The 20,900-nt window shown below is 68.3% G+C and carries 15 protein-coding genes; 9 read left to right on the top strand and 6 right to left on the bottom strand.

All coding sequences use genetic code 11. The features are described from left to right. The first annotated feature begins 95 nt into the window (after nt 1-95). Both NWE53_RS21245 and NWE53_RS21250 read left to right on the top strand, forming a co-directional pair. Nucleotides 96-1,088, top strand: a complete 993-nt coding sequence (locus NWE53_RS21245; protein ID WP_265051335.1) for a LysR family transcriptional regulator — start codon at nt 96-98, stop codon at nt 1,086-1,088. 78 nt (nt 1,089-1,166) lie between these two features. Beyond that, a complete protein-coding gene (locus NWE53_RS21250) occupies nt 1,167-1,775 on the top strand; it encodes a glutathione S-transferase family protein (protein WP_265051336.1) in 609 nt (202 codons plus the stop codon). 1 nt (nt 1,776) lies between these two features. On the opposite strand, the gene NWE53_RS21255 is transcribed toward NWE53_RS21250, so the two are convergent. From NWE53_RS21255 to NWE53_RS21265, 3 genes are all read right to left on the bottom strand, one after another. Beyond that, nucleotides 1,777-3,486, bottom strand: a complete 1,710-nt coding sequence (locus NWE53_RS21255; RefSeq protein WP_265051337.1) for a peptidoglycan L,D-endopeptidase MepK — start codon at nt 3,484-3,486, stop codon at nt 1,777-1,779. A 259-nt stretch (nt 3,487-3,745) separates the two neighbouring features. Next, entirely contained in the window at nt 3,746-5,656 is a 1,911-nt protein-coding gene (locus NWE53_RS21260; protein ID WP_265051338.1) for a L,D-transpeptidase scaffold domain-containing protein, read from the bottom strand. Nucleotides 5,657-5,761: 105 nt separating this feature from the next. Beyond that, nucleotides 5,762-7,258, bottom strand: a complete 1,497-nt coding sequence (locus NWE53_RS21265; protein ID WP_265051339.1) for a sigma-54-dependent transcriptional regulator — start codon at nt 7,256-7,258, stop codon at nt 5,762-5,764. A 194-nt stretch (nt 7,259-7,452) separates the two neighbouring features. Between NWE53_RS21265 and NWE53_RS21270 the strand changes: the two genes are divergently transcribed. Next, nucleotides 7,453-9,294, top strand: a complete 1,842-nt coding sequence (locus NWE53_RS21270) for a M3 family oligoendopeptidase (protein WP_265051340.1) — start codon at nt 7,453-7,455, stop codon at nt 9,292-9,294. A gap of 97 nt (nt 9,295-9,391) precedes the next feature. Here the strand turns inward: NWE53_RS21270 and NWE53_RS21275 are convergent, their stop codons facing one another. Next, nucleotides 9,392-10,918 (bottom strand): outer membrane beta-barrel protein, encoded by a 1,527-nt coding sequence (locus NWE53_RS21275; RefSeq protein WP_265051341.1) that lies wholly within the window; start codon nt 10,916-10,918, stop codon nt 9,392-9,394. Nucleotides 10,919-11,073: 155 nt separating this feature from the next. Here NWE53_RS21275 and NWE53_RS21280 point away from each other — a divergent pair, with 155 nt between their 5' ends. The 6 genes from NWE53_RS21280 to NWE53_RS21305 all read left to right on the top strand — a co-directional run bounded on the left by NWE53_RS21280 (nt 11,074) and on the right by NWE53_RS21305 (nt 18,235). After that, nucleotides 11,074-12,048: a KpsF/GutQ family sugar-phosphate isomerase gene (locus NWE53_RS21280; protein WP_265051342.1), complete on the top strand. Its 975-nt coding sequence runs from the start codon at nt 11,074-11,076 to the stop codon at nt 12,046-12,048. Between the two features lie 261 nt (nt 12,049-12,309). Then, the gene (locus NWE53_RS21285; RefSeq protein WP_265051343.1) at nt 12,310-12,756 is read left to right on the top strand and encodes a MerR family transcriptional regulator; all 447 of its coding nucleotides are present in this window, start codon (nt 12,310-12,312) and stop codon (nt 12,754-12,756) included. 264 nt (nt 12,757-13,020) lie between these two features. Beyond that, a complete protein-coding gene (locus tag NWE53_RS21290) occupies nt 13,021-16,419 on the top strand; it encodes a helicase-related protein (protein ID WP_265051344.1) in 3,399 nt (1,132 codons plus the stop codon). A gap of 24 nt (nt 16,420-16,443) precedes the next feature. Next, a complete protein-coding gene (locus tag NWE53_RS21295) occupies nt 16,444-16,752 on the top strand; it encodes an RNA-binding S4 domain-containing protein (RefSeq protein ID WP_265051345.1) in 309 nt (102 codons plus the stop codon). A gap of 171 nt (nt 16,753-16,923) precedes the next feature. Next, entirely contained in the window at nt 16,924-17,259 is a 336-nt protein-coding gene (gene fdxA, locus NWE53_RS21300; RefSeq protein WP_265051346.1) for a ferredoxin FdxA, read from the top strand. 376 nt (nt 17,260-17,635) lie between these two features. Then, nucleotides 17,636-18,235 carry a CarD family transcriptional regulator gene (locus tag NWE53_RS21305; RefSeq protein ID WP_265051347.1) on the top strand — a complete coding sequence of 200 codons (600 nt, stop codon included), beginning with the start codon at nt 17,636-17,638 and terminating at the stop codon, nt 18,233-18,235. A 217-nt stretch (nt 18,236-18,452) separates the two neighbouring features. On the opposite strand, the gene NWE53_RS21310 is transcribed toward NWE53_RS21305, so the two are convergent. Together NWE53_RS21310 and NWE53_RS21315 are read right to left on the bottom strand one after the other, a co-directional pair. Next, nucleotides 18,453-19,322, bottom strand: coding sequence for a dienelactone hydrolase family protein (locus NWE53_RS21310; RefSeq protein ID WP_265051348.1), 870 nt, complete (start codon nt 19,320-19,322; stop codon nt 18,453-18,455). 97 nt (nt 19,323-19,419) lie between these two features. After that, a complete protein-coding gene (locus tag NWE53_RS21315; protein ID WP_265051349.1) occupies nt 19,420-20,898 on the bottom strand; it encodes a M48 family metalloprotease in 1,479 nt (492 codons plus the stop codon). Nucleotides 20,899-20,900: the final 2 nt, after the last annotated feature.

The following is a 20,900-nucleotide window of genomic DNA, read 5'->3' on the forward strand; positions in this document are numbered from 1 at the left end:
TCGGAATGATCTCGATGGCCTGCAAGGTAGTGGTTCACGAACCGCACTAGAACCGCCATAATAGGGACCAGACTGTTGCTGCAGGAGGAACGCCGATGGCGGAGCTCGACGATATCCGAAGCTTCATTGCCGTGGTTGATGCCGGCGGTTTCGGCCGGGCGGCGCAGACCCTCGGTGTGGCGAAGTCGATCGTCAGCCGCCGCGTCAGCCGGCTGGAGGAAGAGCTCGGCACGCGCCTGCTCAGCCGCACGACGCGCGGCGTGAGCGCGACCGAGGCCGGGCTCGAATTCAAAGCGCGCAGCGAGCGCATCCTGGCCGAGCTGAACGAGGCGCGCGAGGCCGTGGCGCAGCAGGCGGGCGGGGTCGCGGGCCGTTTGCGGCTCGCAATGCCGCTCACCTTCGGCAACAGGCATGTCGCGCCGCTGCTGGGCGATCTGGCGCAGACCTATCCGCGGCTGGAGATCGACGTGCAGGCGAGCGACCGCTATGTCGACCTGATCGGCGAGCGTTTCGATGCCGCGATCCGCATCGGCTCCCTCAAGGATTCCAGCCTGATCGCGCGCCGCATCGCACCGGTCCACGCCACCGTCGTCGGCAGCCCGGCCTATCTGGAGCGGCGGGGGCGCCCGGCGACGCCGGCCGATCTGCACGACCATGACTGCCTGCTCTATAGCGGCACGGCCGATCAGGACTGGGTCTTCCGCGCCGGCAAGCGCTGGGTCTCGGAGCGGCCGGCGGGGCGCATGCATTCCGACAGCGGCGACACGCTGCTCGCCTGGGCGATCGCGGGCCTTGGGCTCGCCGTCCTGCCGACCTTCATCGCCTCGGATGGCATCCGCTCCGGCGCGGTCGAGCCGATCCTGCTGGACTATCCGATGCCGACGCGCGCGTTGTATGTCGTGCGCCCGCCGGGAGCCTATGTGCCCGGCAAGGTCAGGGTGCTGATCGACCTGCTTGTCGAGCGCTTCGGCGGCACGCCCTACTGGGACCCCTGTCAGATGGAGGCCCATCATCGCGGCATCAGGCTGGACGAACCCCTGAGCAGCCAGCTCACGCCCGCCGCGGAGCCGGAATATCAAGTGGCGTGATCTCGCGCATCACGCGAATTCGCGTGGTTTCCTTGGCGGGTTTCGGCACTCTTCCCGCGGTCTCATCTGGAGGAAGCGATGCTGCTCGTCGGAATGCTCGATAGCCCTTATGTCCGCCGCGCCGCGATCACGGGCACCTTGCTGGAAGTCCCCTTCGAGCACCGCTCGGTCTCGGTGTTCCGGCACATGGACGCTTTCCGGGAGATCAACCCGCTGATCAAGGCGCCGACATTGGTCGCCGACGACGGCATCGTCATCAGCGAATCCCTGCTCATCATCCAGCATTTCGAGGATGTGGCCGGCCGCTCGTTGCGTCCGATCGAGGGCGTGGCCCGCCGGCGCGACCTGTCGCTCACCGGTATCGGCATCGTCGCCGCCGACAAGGCGGTCTCGGTCGAATACGAGCGCAAGCGGCCGGAAGCGCAGCGCTATGCGCCCTGGCAGGAGCGGATCGTCGCCCAGCTGCATACGGCGCTCGATCTGCTCGATGCGGCTGCGAAGGAGGGCGAACTCTCTGCGGGGCCGGAATTGCTGCCGAGCGACATCGCCGCCGCCATCGCCTGGGGTTTCTGCCGTTTCGTGATCCCGGAATTCGTGCCGGAGGAGCGTTGGCAGGCTCTGGCTGAGCAGGCGCGAGCCTGCGAGGCGCTCGACGTCTTCAAGGCCTGGCCGATCAACCGGGAATAGCTCAGTTCTGGACGAAATTCGTCGGGAGCGGGCGGACCGCCGGGCCGGTGAAGGCGCCGGGCTTGGCGTCTACCGGATCGGCATGGCTGAAGCCGAGCGCGGCGGCCGGGCTTGGGCCGGCGATCGGCGCGGCCGATGGGCCCGCAGCCTTGGAGCGTGCCGTCGCGACATTGACAGGCCTGCCCGGCGAAACGGTCGTGCGCGCCACCGTGGCGAACAGCGAATTCAGGCCCGAGCGATCCATCGGCTCCGGCTCTTCCGGCTCGGCGGCGACGGGAACCGAGCGCTGGCTGGCCGCGACGAAGCTGACGCCGCCTTCGCGCGGGCGGACCGGCGGCAGAGCGGCCATCACGAGCCGGCCCTCCGCAGCAGGAGCCGCTGCGGTCTCGGGAACATCGGTCCCGCGCAGCGAGGCGATCGCGGCGTCGGCGAGCGCGGTCGGCCGGATCGGCGGCAGCGGCGCATTGGTCGGGCTGCCGGCGAGAGCGACGGTGGCCGCAGCCATCTCGTCCGGCCGGCGCGGCGGCAGCGAGGCGAGGATGAGGCGCTGGTCCCCTGCAGGGCCGGATGGCGACGCAAAGGCGAGCGCGCCGCCGGTCGAGGGCAGGGCGGCGATCTGGGTCGTCTCATCCACGGGCGAGGATAGGCCGCGCGGCCGCGCCAGAGGCAGCGGCGCGTCGATCAGCTGTGGCCTGTTCTCCTGGAGGGGGCGCTGTTGCGGTTGAGCGGGCGGGGTCGGCAAGGCAGCCGGTTCCGGGGCGGGGGCCGCTGCCGGCGCTGGTGCTGCGGCCTGCGCCGCCAGGCGCTCGGACCGCTCGCGCGCGAGCGCCCTCGTCGACGGCTCGGGCGCGGCGGCGACGGCGAAGCGGCCGCCATCGCCGGAGTTGCTGTCGCTGTAGCCCGGATTGGCATAGGCCATGACGGCCGGCTGCTGGCGCGGCGCGCTGCGGCGGCCGCGGGTCGGCCGGGCATCGACCTCCTCCTCGTCGCCGCCGAAGAGCGAGGCCCACAGGCTCTTGCCGCCGGAGGCGATGACCGCGCCCTCGTCGAAATCGGCGGTGGCATAGCCGGCGACCGCGCCGCCGCCGGAGAGGATCTCCGCTTTGGCGATCTCGTAGCCGGCGAGCGGATGCCCATCGGCCGGCAGGTGGACGGTCTTCTCGTCCGGGAACAGCCGCACGAGCTGGTCGCGCGTCATGCGCGGCCAGGAGCGGACTGAGCCGACGTCGAGATGGACGAATGGCGTATGGGCGTTGGGATAGAAGCCGACGCCACCGCGCTGGAGCCGCATGCCGATCTCGCGGATGCGCGCGGTCGGGGCGTCCGGCAGGTAGAAGTCCATCGCCTTGCCGAGCATGTGCTGGCTGTGCTTGGCGACGGCGCGCGAGCGGCGTCGCAGCATCGCATTGGTGCCGGGCGAGCGATAGGCCGAGACGACGTGGAAGGGCTGGTCCGAGCCGAGCTGGCGCTGCACCTCCCAGACCACGTCGAACAGCCGCGGATCCATCCTGATCGGATCGTCGTTGCGCCAGTCGCGCAGGGCCCAGTTCAGCTTTTCCAGCGCCGCGGAGTCGTAGCGGCCGTCACGCTTGAAGGTGACGGTCGTCTCCTCCTTGGTGTGCATGTGCCGGATCGTGATCGTGCGGGTATCGCCGTTGGCGACGGCGTCCTGCGTGCCGCGAATCGCCATGATCGAGGCGGCGAAGGCCATGCCGATGGTCAGGACGTGCCGCAGGGCTGGCCTGGAGCCGGACGGCAACCATCCTGCAAGCTTGGCGTTGATCCTGCCCAATCTGTCTGACCCGTCTCGGTGCCCCCGCCGAAGCGGCGCGATGAACGTGAACGAACAGTTGCGGAGAAGCGTTAACGACTCGTTAGCGAGCCGGCAATTGCCGCGCCAGAAATTTCTGGGACAAGGTGGCTAAGGTCGGATCGTGGCAAAAAGGTGCCCGCCTTGTGGCGGGCACATTTCAGCCGCGTTGTTCGAGGGCCTGCCGCACCATGCGGTGGAAGCCGTAGACATCGTCGAAGCGGGTGATCTGGCCGTCGGCGCCGACGACGATCGTGTTGTAGACGAGGTGGATCGCCAGCGGCTGCGGCAGGTTGATACGGCGCTCGCCCGAGCCGATCAGGCGCTTCAGCCGCTCATGCGTCCATTCCGGGCCGAGCACCTGGTCGGCCAGCGCGAAGGGGTTCTCGACACGCACACAGCCATGGCTGAGCGCCCGCCTCTCGCCGGCGAAGAGCCGGCGGTTCGGCGTATCGTGCAGATAGACCGCATGCTCGTTCGGGAACATGAACTTGATCCAGCCGAGCGCGTTGCGCTCGCCGGGCGGCTGGCGCACCGAGATGCCGCCGCCCTTGGTGCGGGTGACGACATAGCCGCGCCTGGCCGCATAATCCGGATCGGCGGCGAGGCCGGGCAGGAATTCCTTCTTGAGGATCGAGGGCGGCACGTACCAGGACGGGTTGACGATGACGTGGTCCATCTTGTGCGAGAAGATGGGCGTCGCCGATTCCGGCTTGCCGATGATGGTGCGGGCCTCGTGGACGACCTTGCCGGAGCGGATGACCCGCACCCGCATCTCCGGCACGTTGACCATGATGTGGTCGGTGCCGAGATCGGGCGGCAGCCAGCGCCAGCGCTCCATCTGCGCGACCATGTCCTCCTCGCCGCGCACGGTGGCCGGCTTGCCCAGCGCCGCCAGCGTGCGCTCGCTCAGAACGCCGTTGGCGGGCAGCCCGGCCTTCTTCTGGAAGTCGGCCAGCGCGAGCGAGGTCGAGCGGTCGAAGACCGGCTCCTCGCTCGGGCCGAGGCCGAGGCGGGCGCGCACCAGCGGGACGCGCTCGTCGCGCATGCCGAGCTTGAGCGGCGGGCCGGCGGGGATGCGCACCAGCGGCGTGTCGTCGAGATGCTCGCGCATCTCGGCCAGCTTGGCCTTGAGGCGCTGGTAGCCTGCATGCGGCGGGTTGTAGGCGGCAAGCACCGCGCCGGCATCGGTGGCCCCGGCGAGCTCGGAGAGCACCTCGGTCGCCGACGGCAGGTAAAGGGTCGGCGTGATCAGCTTCGAGAGACGGCGGGGATCGATGCGGCCGCCGCGCGCGTCGCGGGCATAGAGCACGGCCAGTGCCGAGAGGCGGATATCGGCTTCGGCGAGCTTGGCCTTGTCGCTGGCCTCGAAGGCGGGGAGGGGGTAGTCGCCCGGGCGCAATCCGTCTTCGGCGGCGCGGCCGAGCTGCGCGACGATGCGCTTGCCCGCCTCGTTCCAGCCCTTGCCGTCGATCCAGAACGGCTTGTTCTCGTTCGCCTGATACGCGGCGATGATCTCGTTGCGCTCGCGTTCGGCGAGGCGCTGCAGCGCGACCGCGTCCGGAAGGCGCTCGGCCACGGCCGTCGCGAATTCCAGGCCGGGCGGAACAGTGACCACGACCTTGGGCATCTCGGGCGGCGGCACCAGCGGCTCGACGCTCTGCAGCGGTCCGGTCTGCGGCGCAGGCGCCGGCTCTACGGATTTGGAGGCCGGCACCAGCGCCGGGTCGGCCGCGGGCATTTCGATGGCGGGAATGTCGAGCGTGACCGGCTCCTGCTCGGCCTCCACCGGTGCGGTGGCGTCGAGCTTGGCCGGGTCGCGCAGGCGGCCGCCGGCCGAGACCGTGCCGGTGACGATCTCCGCTTCGGAGGCATCGCCGGAATGGGCGGCCGTGGCCTGCGGAGAGGCCGGCCGCTCGGCGTCGAGCAGCTTAAGCTCCGGCTGTTCCGGCAGCGGGATTCCGAGCGTGGCGTCGGTCTGGACCGGGGTTTCGGCGCGGAGCGGGACGGATCCCAGAATAATGGCCAAGGCTGTTGCCGTGGTCAGTTTCGCCCAGTGGCGACGACGCATGGTCGCTTTCCCGATAGCTGCCGAATCCCGCCATTCCTGCGTGACTCGGTTGGTTGAGACAAGATGCGGCGGCGCAACACGCCGCCGCATTCGGTTTGTCGCGGCTCAGGCCGCGTCGGTTTCGTCGGGGCCAGTCTCGTTGTCGATCAGCCCGTATTCCTTCAGCTTCCGGTAGAGCGTGGAGCGGCCGATGCCGAGCTTGCGCGAGACCTCGGACATGTGCCCGCGGTAATGCGCCAGCGCGAAGGTGATGATCTCGCGCTCGAGATCGTCGAGTTTGCGCATGTCGGAGCCCGCGACGAGCTCCAGCGCGTTGGGATCGCGCACCGGCATCTGGATGATTCGGGGCGGAAGCTCGTCCTGCGCCTCGCCGCGCGCGATCGGGGCGGGGGCGGGCGGGATGCGGACGTCGTAACCCTCCATCTGCGCGGCGATCTGCGGGAACTCGGTGACATCGAGCTCGTCGCCATCGGCCAGGACGACGGCGCGGAACACGGCGTTCTCGAGCTGGCGGACATTGCCGGGCCAGTCGTAGCTGCTGATCAGGGCCGCGGCCTCCCGGGTGAGGCCGCTGAGCTTGCGGCCCTCCTCGGCGGCGAAGCGGGCGAGGAAGCCCCGCGCCAGATCGGCGATGTCCTCGCGGCGCTGGCGCAGCGGCGGCAGGGTGATCGGGAAGACGTTGAGACGATAGTAGAGATCCTCGCGGAACTCGCCGCGCTTCACCTGCTCCAGCAGGCTCTTGTTGGTGGCGGAGATCAGGCGGATATCGACGCGCACCGACTTCTTGCCGCCGACCGGGTCGACCTCGCCCTCCTGGATGGCGCGCAGCAGCTTGACCTGCGCGTCGAGCGGCAATTCGCCGACCTCGTCGAGGAAGAGCGTGCCGCCATTGGCTTCGACGAACTTGCCGAGATGGCGTTCGGTCGCGCCGGTGAAGGCGCCCTTCTCATGGCCGAACAGGATCGACTCGACGAGATTATGCGGGATCGCGCCGCAATTGACCGTGACGAAGGGCTTGCCCCTGCGGTCGCTGGAGCCCTGGATGGCGCGGGCGAGCACTTCCTTGCCGACGCCGGATTCGCCTTCGATCAGGATCGGGATGTTGGATTTCGCCGCGCGCTCGGCCAGCCTGACGACGCGGGCCATGTCCGGGCTCTTGGTCGCGAGATCGCGGAAGCCGAGCGTGTTCGATGCGCGGTGCTTGATATGGCGCAGCTCGTGCTCGAGCGCGCCGAGCTTGAGCGCGTTCTTGAGCGAGACCTGCAGGCGCTCGGCCCCGACGGGCTTGACGACAAAATCGGAGGCGCCGGCGCGCATCGCCGACACCACGGTCTCGATCGAGCCGTTCGCCGTCTGCACGATCACCGGGGTTTCGATCCCGCGCTCGCGCAGATCGGCCAGCACGCCCATGCCGTCGAGGCCGGGCATCTGCAGGTCGAGCACGATCGCATCGATGCGCTCGCCGTCGGGGCCGCCGATCAGGGCAACGGCCGCCTTGCCGTCCTCGACCACGGTCACGCCGTAGCCGAAGCGCTTCAGCATCGCGTCGAGGAGGCGGCGTTGGACGGGATCGTCGTCAACGACGAGGACGGTGGCGGTCATGACACCTCGAAAGCCGATGCAATATGTAAGAAATGCTTTGTGCCGACGGAATCGTCTGTTCCGTTCTGGGGCATCGTCGGCCAGAAGGGTTAAGCCGGGTTTAAGGCGGCGCGCCCCGGGCATATCCCGCGTTGATCCCCGGGCCGGAGCCGGCCTATTGAAGATCCATGTCAGTGCGGCGAGGTGTCGAGCGAATGCGTTTTCATGAGACGATCCGGCGTTCCCGCGCTGTGGCGGGCGCGGCCAGGCCGGCCGGGGCTTCCGGCGATCTGCCGGAATGGGATCTGAGCCATCTCTACCCCGGCGTCGATTCGCCTCAGCTCAGGAGCGACCTCGATCGGGCGCTCTCCGAGGCGCAGGCGCTGGCCGAACGCTATCGCGGCAAGCTCGCCGAGATCGCCGATCAGTCCGACGCCAGCGAAAGGCTGGCCGAAGCGGTCAGGAGCTATGAGGGCCTGAGTGATCTGCTCGGCCGCATCGGCGCCTATGCCGGGCTCGTCTATTCCGGCGACACGACCGATCCGCAGCGCGCCAAGTTCTACGGCGACACGCAGGACAAGGTGAACGCGGCGATCACCGAATTGCTGTTCTTCGAGCTGGAGCTCAACCGCATCGCCCCGGAGGTGATGGCGAAGGTGTCTGCGGAAGCCCCGCTCTCGCACTGGAAGCCCTGGCTCGACGATCTCGCCAAGGACAAGCCGCATCAGCTCGAAGACCAGATCGAGGCGCTCTTCCACGAAAAATCGATGACCGGCGCCGCCGCCTGGAACCGGCTCTTCGACGAGACGATCGCCTCGCTGCGCTTCATGGTCGGCGACGAGGAGCTGACGCTGGAACTGACGCTGAACAAGCTGCAGGACAGCGATGGCGAGGTTCGCCGTGCCGCGGCCGAGGCGCTGAGCACAGTGTTCCGCAAGGAGCTGCGCACCTTCGCGCTGATCACCAACACGCTCGCCAAGGACAAGGAGATTTCCGATCGCTGGCGCAAGTTCGACGACGTCGCGGATTCCCGCCACCTCGCCAATAGAGTCGAGCGTGAGGTCGTGGATGCGCTGGTCGCGGCGGTGCGCGAGGCCTATCCGCGCCTGTCGCATCGCTATTACCGGCTGAAGGCCAAGTGGTTCGGCCGCGACGCGCTGGATTTCTGGGACCGCAACGCGCCGCTGCCGCAGGTCGAGCAACGCATAATTCCCTGGGCGGAGGCGCGCGAGACCGTGCTCTCGGCTTATGGCGCCTTCTCGCCGAAGATGGCTGCCATCGCCCAGCGCTTCTTCGACGAGCGCTGGATCGACGCGCCGCCGCGCCCCGGCAAGGCGCCGGGAGCCTTCGCGCATCCGACCGTGCCGTCCGTGCATCCCTATGTGCTGCTGAACTACCAGGGCAAGCCGCGCGACGTGATGACGCTGGCCCATGAGCTCGGCCATGGCGTGCATCAGGTGCTGGCGGCGCCGAACGGCGCGCTGATGGCGCCGACGCCGTTGACCCTGGCCGAAACGGCGAGTGTTTTCGGCGAGATGCTGACCTTCCGCCGGCTGCTCGACACGACCTCCGACCGCAAGCAGCGCAAGGCGATGCTGGCCGCCAAGGTCGAGGACATGATCAACACGGTCGTGCGGCAGATCGCGTTCTACTCGTTCGAGCGCAAGGTCCATCAGGCCCGCCGCGAGGGTGAGCTGACGCCGGAAGCGCTGTGCGAGATCTGGATGAGCGTGCAGGCCGAGAGCCTGGGCCCGGCGATCCGCCTATCGGCGGGCTACGAGCCGTATTGGTGCTACATCCCGCACTTCATTCATTCGCCGTTCTACGTCTATGCCTACGCCTTCGGGGATTGCCTGGTGAACTCGCTCTACGGCGTCTATCAGAACGCCGCTGACGGCTTCCAGGAGCGCTATTTCGCGCTGCTCTCGGCCGGTGGCACCAAGCACCATTCCGAGCTGCTTGCCCCCTTCGGGCTGGACGCGCGCGATCCCGGTTTCTGGCAGATCGGCCTCAAGATGATCGAAGGCATGATCATCGAGCTGGAAGGGATGGAGTGACCGGGAGACGTCATGGTCGGGCTTGACCCGACCATCTCGGAAACCAGTGTCTTCTGGCCATGAGATTCTCGGGTCAAGCCCGAGAATGACGGCCTGACTAGAACTGAACCCTGAGCCCGACCTGCGAGACATTCGCCGTGTAGTCCGCGCCGATCGCTGTCGAGTTCAGGCGCTCATGGGTGAAGCTGGCGCGGATCGAGAAGGTGCGGGTCAGCTTGTACTCGATGCGTGCCCCGACATTCATGAAGTCCTCGCGCAGGCCCTGGCCTTCATAGTCGGTGCGGCTGAAATTAGTGAAGCCGGTGACGACCAGGTTGCGCCGCAGCGCATGGGCGATTTCGAGCGTCCCCCGCCGCACCGTGGTGCCCGAGGAGCCGGCGATGGTGGTGTCGCCCAGCTCGCCGCCGCCGCGCAGCGTCACTGTCGTGAGCGGTGTCGGCTGCCACAGCACCGCGGCATCGCCGATGAAGCCGCGCAGGTTCTTCAGCCGGGCATCTTCGTATTTGCGATCCTGATAGCCGCCGGAGATCTCGCCGGTGAGCTGGCGGCTGATCTCGAAGCTCGAGCCGATGCGCCCGGTCACGCCGTTCGAGGAGCGCATATAGCCGCTCGAATCGACCTTCTCGTCGAATTCCCGCTGGTCGATCTCGCCCTGCACGAAGGGCTTGAAGCCCGGTGTCACCTCGTAGGCGGCGCGCAGGCGCAGGCCGTACTGCGTCTGGTTGCGGTCCTTCTGCGAGAGGATCGCACCGCTGGTGAGGCGTGCATCCTCATAGTCGCTGCGGTCGACCGAGCCGCGCAAGGTCAGCTGCAGACGGTTGATATCGTGGGTGACGCCGGCCGAGCCGCCATATTGCCAGATCAGCGGGCGGCCCTGCACGGCGGCGGTCAGATCGGGCGAGCCGGGGCGCTGCGTATCGAGCCGGAAGCGCGATTCGAGCAGGATGCGGGTGTCGCGGGTGGCGTCGAGCCGCAGGTCGAGATTGCCTTCGCCATCCGGGCGCGAGGCCTCGCCGTCCCTGAAGAACTGCAGATAGCTGCCGCGCAGCTTCCCCTTGAGCTCGTGCGCGTTCCAGTCGGACTGGATGTCGAGATCGGCCTCGTAGCGGGCGAAGGGCGAGCCCTTCACGCCGGGCGTGGAGCTGCGCTGCGGGTTGGTGTCGTAGCCGACCGAGTTGGTGATGCCGGGCCGCAGCGTCACCGAGCCGAGGCGCAGCCCCAGCGCGGCGTAAGGATCCTCTTCCGCTGCGCTGCGGCGGCGTGGCGGGGGCGGCGGCGGAGCAGGCGGCGGCAGCGCGGCAACGGTGGGCGGCGGCGCGCGGAACTGGCGTTGCGTGACGCCGCGCAGCGCCGGCGCCTGGATGGGCTGGCTGGCGCGGGAAGGCTGGCGCGCCGAGACGGTCGTGCTCTGGTTCTGAATCAGGCCCGCCGGGTCGCGAATGGCCTCGGGATCGCCGGTCGCCGGTGCGAGCGGTGCCGCCGGCGGGGCTGGCTGCTGCGCGATATAGGTCGGCGTGCCCGTCCTGAGCGCGCGCGCCTGCTGCGCCACGGCCATCGTCCAGCCGAGCGCGAGCCCGGCCAGGGCGGTGCCGGACAGAAGCAGGATCTTCGTGCGGCCGGACACGGGGTTCGCAAGGCTCCAGGCAACAGCTGACGCGCCCCGGAGGACGCGCATGGTTAACGGAGTTAGAACGAACAGGGTTAAGGAGCCGTCAACGCAGGCATCGTGCCCCCGGCAACGGTGGAAATGCCGAGGGAGCTCGTGCTAGAGCGCGCGCCATGACCGATGACATCCGCGCTTCCGCCCTCCGCACCATCGCCACGGAACGGGCCGGGCTCGACACTCTCCATGCCGCGCTCGCCGACGGGCTGGGCCAGCCCTTCACTGACGCCGTCGCGCTGATCCGCGCCGCGAGCGGCCGCGTGATCGTCTCAGGCATGGGCAAGTCCGGCCATGTCGGGCGCAAGCTCGCCGCGACGCTGGCCTCGACCGGCACGCCCGCCCATTTCGTTCACCCGGCCGAGGCGAGCCATGGCGATCTCGGCATGGTCAGGCCGGAAGACGTGGTGATCGCGCTGTCCTGGTCGGGCGAAACCGCGGAGCTGGCGGCGCTTGTCGGCTATACCCGCCGCTTCCGCGTCGGGCTGATCGCCTTCACCTCGAACCCCGAGAGCACGCTCGGCAAGGAGGCCGATGTCGCGCTGATCCTGCCCAAGGCGACGGAGGCCTGCCCGAACGGCCTGGCACCCACCACCTCGACGACGATGCAGATCGCGCTCGGCGATGCCTTGGCCGTGGCACTGCTGGAGGCGCGCGGCTTCTCGCCGCAGGATTTCTTCGTCTATCACCCCGGCGGCAAGCTCGGCGCACAGCTCAAGACGGTCGAGAGCATCATGCATCGCGGCGCCGATCTGCCGCTGATCGGGCTCGACACGCTGCTGCCCGACGTGATCGCGATGATCTCGGAGAAGAGCTTCGGCTGCGCCATCGTCATGGACCTGGATGGCAAGCTCGCCGGCGTCGTCACCGATGGCGACCTGCGCCGCAAGGCGACGATGGGCGGCGGCGGATCGCTCAGGGCACGCGACATCATGACTGCCGATCCGCGCCGCATCGGGCTCGATACGCTCGCGGTCGAGGCGCTGGAGCTGGTCAACCGGGTGCGGATCACGGCGCTGATCGTGGTTGACGAGCAGGAGCGGCCGGTCGGCCTCGTCCATGTCCACGATCTGCTGGCGATGGGTGTGGCTTGATCGCGCAACGGAACCACGCCGTCATTCCGGGGCAAGCGCGTAGCGCTTGAGCCCGGAACCCATGAACACGGTGATCGCCGGATAGGCGCATCGGCCGCCGCTCCCGGCTTTTTCTGAAATGTCGTGTTCATGGGTTCCGGGCTCGGCCGTGCGGGCCGCCCCGGAATGACGACGCGGTTCCGTTCAACATGACAGGCTCTTGTCTTCGGAGTGCTGCGGTCTATCTAAAGCTCTAGACACTACAGCTTCGGAGATGATGTCATGACCGCGACGGACAGGCTCGAACGCGTGATGCCGATCGGCGCGCTGGCGGAGCGTACCGGCGTCAAGGTCGAGACGATCCGCTATTACGAGCAGGTCGGGCTGCTGCCGCCGCCGGAGCGTTCCGAAGGCAATCAACGCCGCTATGGCCGTCGCCATGCCGAGCGGCTCGCCTTCATCAAGCATGCGCGCGATCTCGGCTTCGCGGTCGAGAACATCCGCACGCTGCTCCGGCTCTCCGATACCCCCGGCATCGCCTGCGACGAGGCGCATGCGATTTCGGTCGCTCATCTCGATGAAGTTCGCGACAAGATCGCGCGGCTGCGCTCGCTGGAGAAGGAATTGGAGCGGATCGCGACCACCTGCTCGGGCGGCGTCGCAGCCTGCGACTGCGCCATCATCGAGGCCCTGGCCGATCATGGCCAATGCAAGCACGCCCGCCATTGAGCTGGCCGGCAGGCCGGAAAACCGCATTGCCTCTCGTTTCCCCGCCCGAAAGGCTTAAATAGAAAACCTGAAGGGCGGCCTCTGCGCCGCCTCCACGATCACTTTGCGGGAGGGCGCGCGATGCGGCCATGGCCCATGCCGAAGGGAGTGTGGCCCCGAAAGGGGAACAAATCCCGATTCTGCCGGAGTCACCGATTCGGCCCCGCTTCGTTCCGGACTCGTTCCTGATTCAAGTTCACGCTCCCGCCCGCATGGGCGGGCGAGATGATCGGCTCCATCGCCTTGCTTCCTTTCCGTTCGCTGCCGCCCGCTGCCCGCGCCCATGGCGTCACGGCGGTGCTGGGCCCCACCAATACCGGCAAGACCCATCTCGCCATCGAGCGCATGGTCGCCCATCCGACGGGGATGATCGGCCTGCCGCTGCGCCTGCTGGCGCGCGAGGTCTACCAGCGCACCGTCGAGAAGGTCGGCCCCGATGCGGTCGCGCTCGTCACCGGCGAGGAGAAGATCAAGCCGGAGCGGCCGCGCTTCTGGGTCTGCACGGTCGAGGCAATGCCGCGCGACCTCGCGGTCGATTTCGTCGCGATCGACGAGATCCAGCTCGCCTCCGATCTCGACCGCGGCCATGTCTTCACCGACCGGCTGCTCAACCGGCGCGGCCGGGCCGAGACCATGCTGATCGGCGCCGGCACCATGCGCCCGCTGGTCGAGCAGCTGATCCCCGGCGTCAATGTGGTGTCGCGCCCGCGCCTCTCGAACCTGACCTTCGCGGGCGACCGCAAGATCACGCGGCTGCCGCCGCGCTCGGCCATCGTCGCCTTCTCGGTGGAGGAGGTCTACGCCATCGCCGAATTGATTCGCCGGCAGAAGGGCGGGGCGGCCGTGGTGCTCGGCGCGCTCAGCCCGCGCACCCGCAACGCGCAGGTCGAGATATACCAGTCCGGCGACGTCGATTATCTCGTCGCGACCGATGCGATCGGCATGGGGCTCAACCTCGACGTCAACCATATCGCCTTCGCGGCCGACAAGAAATTCGACGGCCATCATTTCCGCAAGCTAAACCCGGCCGAGTTCGGCCAGATCGCCGGGCGCGCCGGGCGGCATCTGCGCGACGGCACCTTCGGCACCAGCGGGCGTTGCCCGCCTTTCGATGCCGAACTGGTCGAGGCGATCGAGAATCACCGTTTCGAGCCGATCCGGCAGATGCAGTGGCGCAATTCCGATCTCGACCTGCGCTCGATCGCCGGTTTGCTCGACACCCTGAATATCCAGCCCTCCGAGCTTGGACTGACGCGGGCGCTGATCGCCGAGGACATGACGACGCTGGAAATCCTGGCGAAGGACCCGGACGTCGCGGCGTTGGCGCAAGGGCGTGCGGCGGTCGAACGGCTCTGGGAGGTCTGCAGCCTGCCCGATTACCGCAAGATCTCGCCTATGCAGCACGCCGATCTGGCGACCACGCTGTATCTCCGGCTGATGCGTCATGGCCGGCTCGATGCCGACTGGTATGCGGCGCAATTGGCCTCCCTCGACCGCACCGATGGCGAGATCGACACGCTCTCGGCGCGCATCGCGCAGGTCCGGACTTGGACCTTTGTTGCAAACCGTCCGGACTGGTTGCCCGATCCTGAGCATTGGCAGGGCATGGCGCGTCTTGTAGAGGACAAGCTGTCGGATGCTCTGCATGAGCGTCTCGCCAGCCGATTTGTCGATCGGCGCACCAGCGTGTTGATGCGCCGCTTGCGGGAGAATGCGATGTTGGAGGCTGAGGTCACTGCGACGGGCGATGTGCTCGTCGAGGGCCAGCACGTTGGAATGCTGCAGGGTTTTCGCTTCACGGCGGACCCGAAGGCTGGAGGGGCCGAGGTCAAGGCCCTGAACCTGGCGGCGATGAAGGCGCTTGGCGCCGAGATCGAAGCCCGGGCGGCGCGCGTCGTGCTGGCGGGCGACGATGCCTTCGTGCTGTCGCATGACGGGCTGGTGCGCTGGGTCGGCGAGCCGGTGGCGCGCCTGACGGCCGGCGAGAAGGTTCTCGAGCCGCGCCTGCGCCTGCTCGTCGAGGAGCATCTGAGCGGTGCGGCGCGCGAGCAGATCGAGGCCCGCCTCAATCTCTGGCTGAAGAATCATGTCACCCGCCTTCTCGGCGCGCTGCAGATTCTGGAAGCGGCGGAAAACGCTACCGGGATCGCGCGCGGCATCGCCTATCAGGCCGCCGAGGCGCTGGGCGTGCTCGAACGCGCCAAGGTCGGCGAGGAGATGAAGGCGCTCGACCAGGAGGGCCGCGCCGCGCTGCGCCAGCTCGGCATCCGCTTCGGCGCTTTCCACATCTACATGCCGGCGCTGCTGAAGCCGGCGCCCCGCGCGCTCGCCGCCCAGCTCTGGGCGCTCAAGCATGGCGGGCCGGAGACGGCCGGGCTCGACGACATCGCCCATCTCGCGGCGTCCGGCCGCACCTCCTTCCCGGTCGACAAGGCCGTGCCGAAGGGGCTCTACCGCGCGGCGGGCTACCGCGTCTGCGGCGAGCGCGCGGTGCGCGTCGACATCCTCGAACGCCTCGCCGATCTCATCCGGCCTGCGATCGCCTATCGGCCCGGTGCGACCCAGGGCACGCCGCCGGCCGGCACCGCAGATCAGGACGGCTTCGTCGCCACCGGCGCGATGACATCGCTCGTCGGCTGCGCGGGCGAGGACTTCGCCTCGATCCTGCGCTCGCTCGGCTATGTCTCGGTCAAGCGCCCCGGCCCGGCGATCACTGTGCCATTGGCGCCGCCGCCGGCAGCGACCGAGCCGGCAAAACCCGTTGTGGCCAAGGCGGATGACGCCACTGCCGCCGATGAGGCTGCACAGGCCGAGCCCGAAACGGCACAGGCTGAGAGCGAAACGGCGGGCACCGAAACGATTGAGGCTCCGGTAGAGGCCGAAGCGCCAGCCGAGCCCGCCATGGCGCTGAACGAGGATGCGTCGGCGGAGAGTGAGGCACCCGTCGCCGAAGCGCCGGCGGTCGAGACGGCGGACACGCCTGTTCTCACCGAAAGCGAGCTGGATCAGGCTCGCGAGCCGGTTCCGGCCGATGCGCTGGTGGCTCTGCCGACCGAGGCCGAGACCGCCGAGACGACCGAGACCCCAGAGGTCGTCGAGGCGGCAACAGCCGAGGCGCCTGCCGCGGAAGCCGCGACCCCGGCCGAGCCCGAGCTCATCGAGGTCTGGCGTCCGCACCGCCATCAGGGCGGGCGCCGGCCGGAGCATGCTCCGCGCGGCCGCCGCGACGGCGATCAGCGCCGCGGCGAGCGTCCCCAGCGCGAAGGCCAGCAGCCGGGTGGTCAGCGTCGCGATCAACGCCCCGGACAGCAGCAGCCTGCCGCGGCAGCGCGCAGCGAAGGCGAGGCGCCGCAGCGGCAGGAGCGCTCGCAACGCCAGGAGCGGCCACGCCGCGACGAGCAGCCGCCACGGCAGGGGCGCCCCGAGGGCGGGCGCGGTCCGCGGCCCGACTTCAAGCGCGACGGCCGCCCCGGCGGCCCGCGGCGCGAGGAACGCGGCGGCGGCGGCGGCGAACGCTTCCAGCAGGCGCCGCGTCCGCGGCCGGCCAATCGCGAGCCGGATCCGGATTCACCCTTCGCCAAGCTCGCCGCACTCAAGGCGCAGCTCGAAGGCGGCAAGAACTGAACGATCCCGGGAGGCGCGGACCGCTTGCAGGAGCATCGTCAACGCCTCGACAAATGGCTCTGGTTCGCGCGGTTCGCGCGAACCCGTCCGTCCGCCGTGCGTCTGGTAGAGGACGGGCATGTCCGGATCGAGGGACGCCGCGCCGAAAATCCCGCGCAGGGGATCAGGGTCGGAGCGGTGCTGACGCTGGCCTTGCCGCACGCGACCATGGTCGTGCGCGTGCTCGCCTTCGCCGAGCGGCGCGGTCCCTTCGAAACGGCGCGACAGCTCTATGAGCGGCTCGACGGCGGCAGCGGCGATGCGCCGCTTGCGGAGGCGGAAGGCGGAGACTAGATCGCGGCTTGTCGTCGGCAGATGCCGCGAGCGGGCAAGCGATGAAAACATTCTCCTGAGCGCCAGAGGAATGAAAAAACGTTCTGCCGAAGATCACGAAAACAGCCTTGAAACCTGCGCCGGGCAGGGGTTTATGGGGCTGTTTAGAAGCGTTGGAAGGGCCGATCGATCATGACCTATGTGGTCACCGAGAACTGCATCAAGTGCAAGTACATGGATTGCGTCGAGGTGTGCCCGGTCGACTGCTTCTATGAAGGCGAAAACATGCTCGTCATCCATCCCGACGAGTGCATCGATTGCGGCGTCTGCGAGCCGGAATGCCCCGCCGAGGCGATCAAGCCCGACACCGAGCCCGGCCTGGAAAGCTGGCTCCAGCTCAACGGCAAATATGCCGGAAGCTGGCCGAACCTGACCCAGAAGAAAGAGGCGCCGGCCGACGCGAAAGAGTTCGACGGCGTGCCCGGCAAGCTTGAGATGTTCTCACCGGAGCCCGGCGAAGGCGACTGATTTTCGCCCCCTCGAGAGCCCAGCGCTGCATTAACCAAGACCGCGCCATGCCGTCACAGGGGAACGCCTTCCGGCGTTTACCTTTGATTCGGCGTGTTTTTTATGCTACAAGCTAGCCCCAGTCGATTTCGTTCCGCATGCCCCTGCGAGATTCCCACAAAAGGGGTGCCCCCAACGATCAGAGCGTCAGAGACAGCCGGTTCAACCGCCGGGCCTCGATCGTCGTTCTCGTCCTGGAGGAAATGAAACAGTCGACTGAGGGAGCGTGAAGCGGTGCCTTTCAAGCGTCGCATCAGGCGGAAAGTCTTCGTCCGACCGGATGAAGACGTGTCATCGCGTGCTCGCGTCGAGCGGGCCGGTCAGGAGTCGTAACGGCATGTCCACTGCGAAGAAAGCTGTTGTGCGCCAGGGTTTCAAGACGGGCGAGTATGTCGTCTACCCGTCCCACGGCGTCGGTCAGATCACGGCGATCGAGGAACAGGAAGTCGCAGGTTTCAAGCTTGAGCTCTTCGTGGTCAGCTTCTCCAAGGACAAGATGACGTTGCGCGTCCCGACCGCCAAGGCCGCCAGCGTCGGCCTGCGCAAGCTCGCCGATGCCGAAGCCGTCACCAAGGCGCTGACCACGCTCACCGGCCGCGCCCGCGTCAAGCGGACCATGTGGTCGCGCCGCGCCCAGGAATACGAAGCGAAGATCAACTCGGGCGATCTCGTCGCCATCGCCGAGGTCGTGCGCGATCTCTATCGTTCCGAGGCGCAGCCCGAGCAGTCCTATTCGGAGCGCCAGCTCTATGAAGCCGCGCTCGACCGCATGACCCGCGAGATTGCGGTCGTCGACGACGTCACCGAGACAGAAGCCCTCAAGAAGATCGAGGGTCAGCTCGCCAAGTCGCCGCGCCGCGCCGGCAAGAACGAGGCGGCCGACGCCGAGGCGGAGTTGGAAGGCGACAACGACGACCTGCAGGAAGAGGCCGCCTGAACGGCTGCTTCCATCCGGAATTCAGAAACCCGGCGGGCGACCGCCGGGTTTTTTGTTGTCCGGACCGCTCCGGGATTTTCCCGGAAACGCGAGTCATCCCGGCCGGAGCGAAGCGAAGAGCCGGGATCCATGCCTGAACCCTGATCGGAGGCGCTCCGGCATGGATCCCGGGTCAAGCCCGGGATGACGACTTGGTACCCCGCGCGATGAACAGGACTCAGGCGGTGCCCGTTCCCGCCTTGAGGAAGGCGATCGTCCGCGCCCAGGCCTGCTTGGCGGTGGCGGCGTTGTAGCGCTCGGCGCTGGTGTCGTTCATGAAGGCGTGGTCGACATCGGGGTAGATGATCGCCTCGTACTGGATGCCGGCCGCCTTCAGCGCCTTCTCGTAATCGGGCAGCATCTGGACGAGGCGCGTATCGCGCGAAGCCTGCTGGATCAGGAGGCGGGCCTTGATCTGCGGCACCTTGGCGAGATCGGGCGGGCCGCCATAGAAGACGACGCCGGCGGCGAGCTCGGGCGCCGCGACCGCGAGATTGTTGACCGCGCTGCCGCCCCAGCAGAAGCCGACCGCGCCGACCTTGCCGTTCGCGTCCGGCCGGGAGGCCAGGTATTTGAGGGCCGCGCGCCCCTGTCCGACGACGGCGTCGTTGGAAAGCTGCGGGAACAGCGCGCGGGCGGCGTCTGGATCAGCAGGCGTGCCGCCCAGCGGGGTCAGGAAGTCCAGGCCGAGCGCCGTGAAGCCCTCCAGCGCCATGCGCCGGGTGATGTCCTCGATATGCGGATTGAGGCCGCGATTCTCGTGGATGATGAGGACGCCGCCGCGCTTGGCCTCCGCCTTCGGCGTGGCGAGATAGCCCTTCAGCGCGACGCCGTCGACGGTGGTGTCGACCCGCGACGTCGCGATCCGGGCATCGTCCGGCGCGATCTGCTGCGCCCTTGCATAATTGGGTTCGAGCAGGGCCAGTGCCGCTTCCGCTGCGGCAGTGGTGCCGGCGATGGCGAGCAGCCGGTTCATGAAGACGCGCCGGTCGAGCGGTTTGTGTGTGTATTCGTCGTAGAGTTCGACGATCCTGCGATCGAGCGCCATTCCTGCCTCCCCGTGGGTTATAGCGGCGATCATAGCGACGTATTCGCCGAGCGCAGGAGGCAGGCGCCCGGGCTCGCAGCCTTGTGAAGGCGCAGGGCTATTCGGCGACGACCTTGTAGCGCTGGCCCGGCGTCAGCGCGGCGTTGCGCTCGATCCCGTTCAGAAGCTGGAAGAGCTCGCTCGGGCGATCCTGCTCGGGCATGCGCTCGGCCATGCTGGCGACGGTGTCGCCGGCTTCGGCCGCGACCAGCCGGATCTGCATCGGCCGGATGGCCTGGGCTTCCGCCGGGCTCAACGTTCGGAAGCTCTCGGCGATGCTGCGCATCGGCCGCTCGGGGTCGCTGGCGCCGCGCGCGGCGAGGATGAAGCGATAGACGCGCTCGCCGACCTGCACGGCGGCAAGGCGGAACATCCAGTCCGTGCCCTTGCCATAGGCGATGACCGCCGGCTGCCCGCCGATATCGACCTTCTCGATCCCGGTCGTCTCGACGCCCTCGATCCAGCCTGCCGCGACATAGGATTCAAGCGTCTGGCCGCTCTTCAGGGTCACGGAGTCGAAGCGCAAGGCCTGGGAGCCGCTGGCGCTGACGCCGATGACCATGTCCTGCGCGGCCTCCAGGCTGAAGCCCTCGGGCGCGGTGAAGCCGATGCGCAGCGTGCTGTTCAGATACCGCCGGCCGCGCACCACCCCGTCGCGCGGGTCGTCGCCATAGGCCAGCCCCTCGATGGCGTTGAGCCAGCGATTGGCGTCGCGCTCGCCGATGCCGGGCGCGCCGATCTGCCTTGCGGCGGCCGTCACCGCGGCGATGCGCTCGGGCGTCTGCGGGTGGCTGGAGAGGATGTCGAGCCGCTTGTCCTCGGCGCTCTGGTTCTGCCCGCTGTTGCGGAAGGCGGTGTTGCGCCCGAGGGTCGCCAGGAAGCGGCCGGCGCCGTACGGGTCGTAGCCTGCGCGCGAGATATTGCGCACGCTGATCTGGTCGGCGGTCAATTCCTGCTGGCGCGAGAAGCGGGCGAGCGAGAGCTTCGAACCCGCCCGCACGGCGGCGCCCCGCGAGGGGTCTTTCAGCACCTGCGAGACGACCTGGCTCACCAGCGCCGATTCGGCCTCCTTCTCGGCGCGCTCGACGGCGTGCTGGGCGGTGACGTGGGCGATCTCATGGGCCAGCACCGAGGCGATCTCGGAGGTGTCGTTGGCAAGCGCGAGCAGGCCGCGCGTCACGTAGAGCCGGCCATTGGGCAGGGCGAAGGCGTTGACCACCGGCGAGTTCAGGATGGTGATCTCGTAATGGCCGATCTGGCCCTCGCCGGCCTTGGCCAGCCGCTGCACCACCTCGTCGAGCGCGGCGCGGGCCTTGGGCGCGCGGTATTCGCCGCCGAAGGCCGTCAGCAGCCGTTGATGCTCCTGATCCGAGGCGCGCTGGACGGTGTTGATGCGCGGGGCGATGTCGTCGCCCGAGGGCGTCGGCAGCAGCGCGCTCTGGTCGCCGAGGCAGCCGACGAGCAGCAGGCCCGGCAGCACGATGGCCGCCAGCCGCTTCGAATGCCGCGAAAGCGATGTCCGCCAGGGCTCCAGCATAT

It is taken from the genome of Bosea sp. NBC_00550, from assembly GCF_026020075.1.
Taxonomy (GTDB): domain Bacteria; phylum Pseudomonadota; class Alphaproteobacteria; order Rhizobiales; family Beijerinckiaceae; genus Allobosea.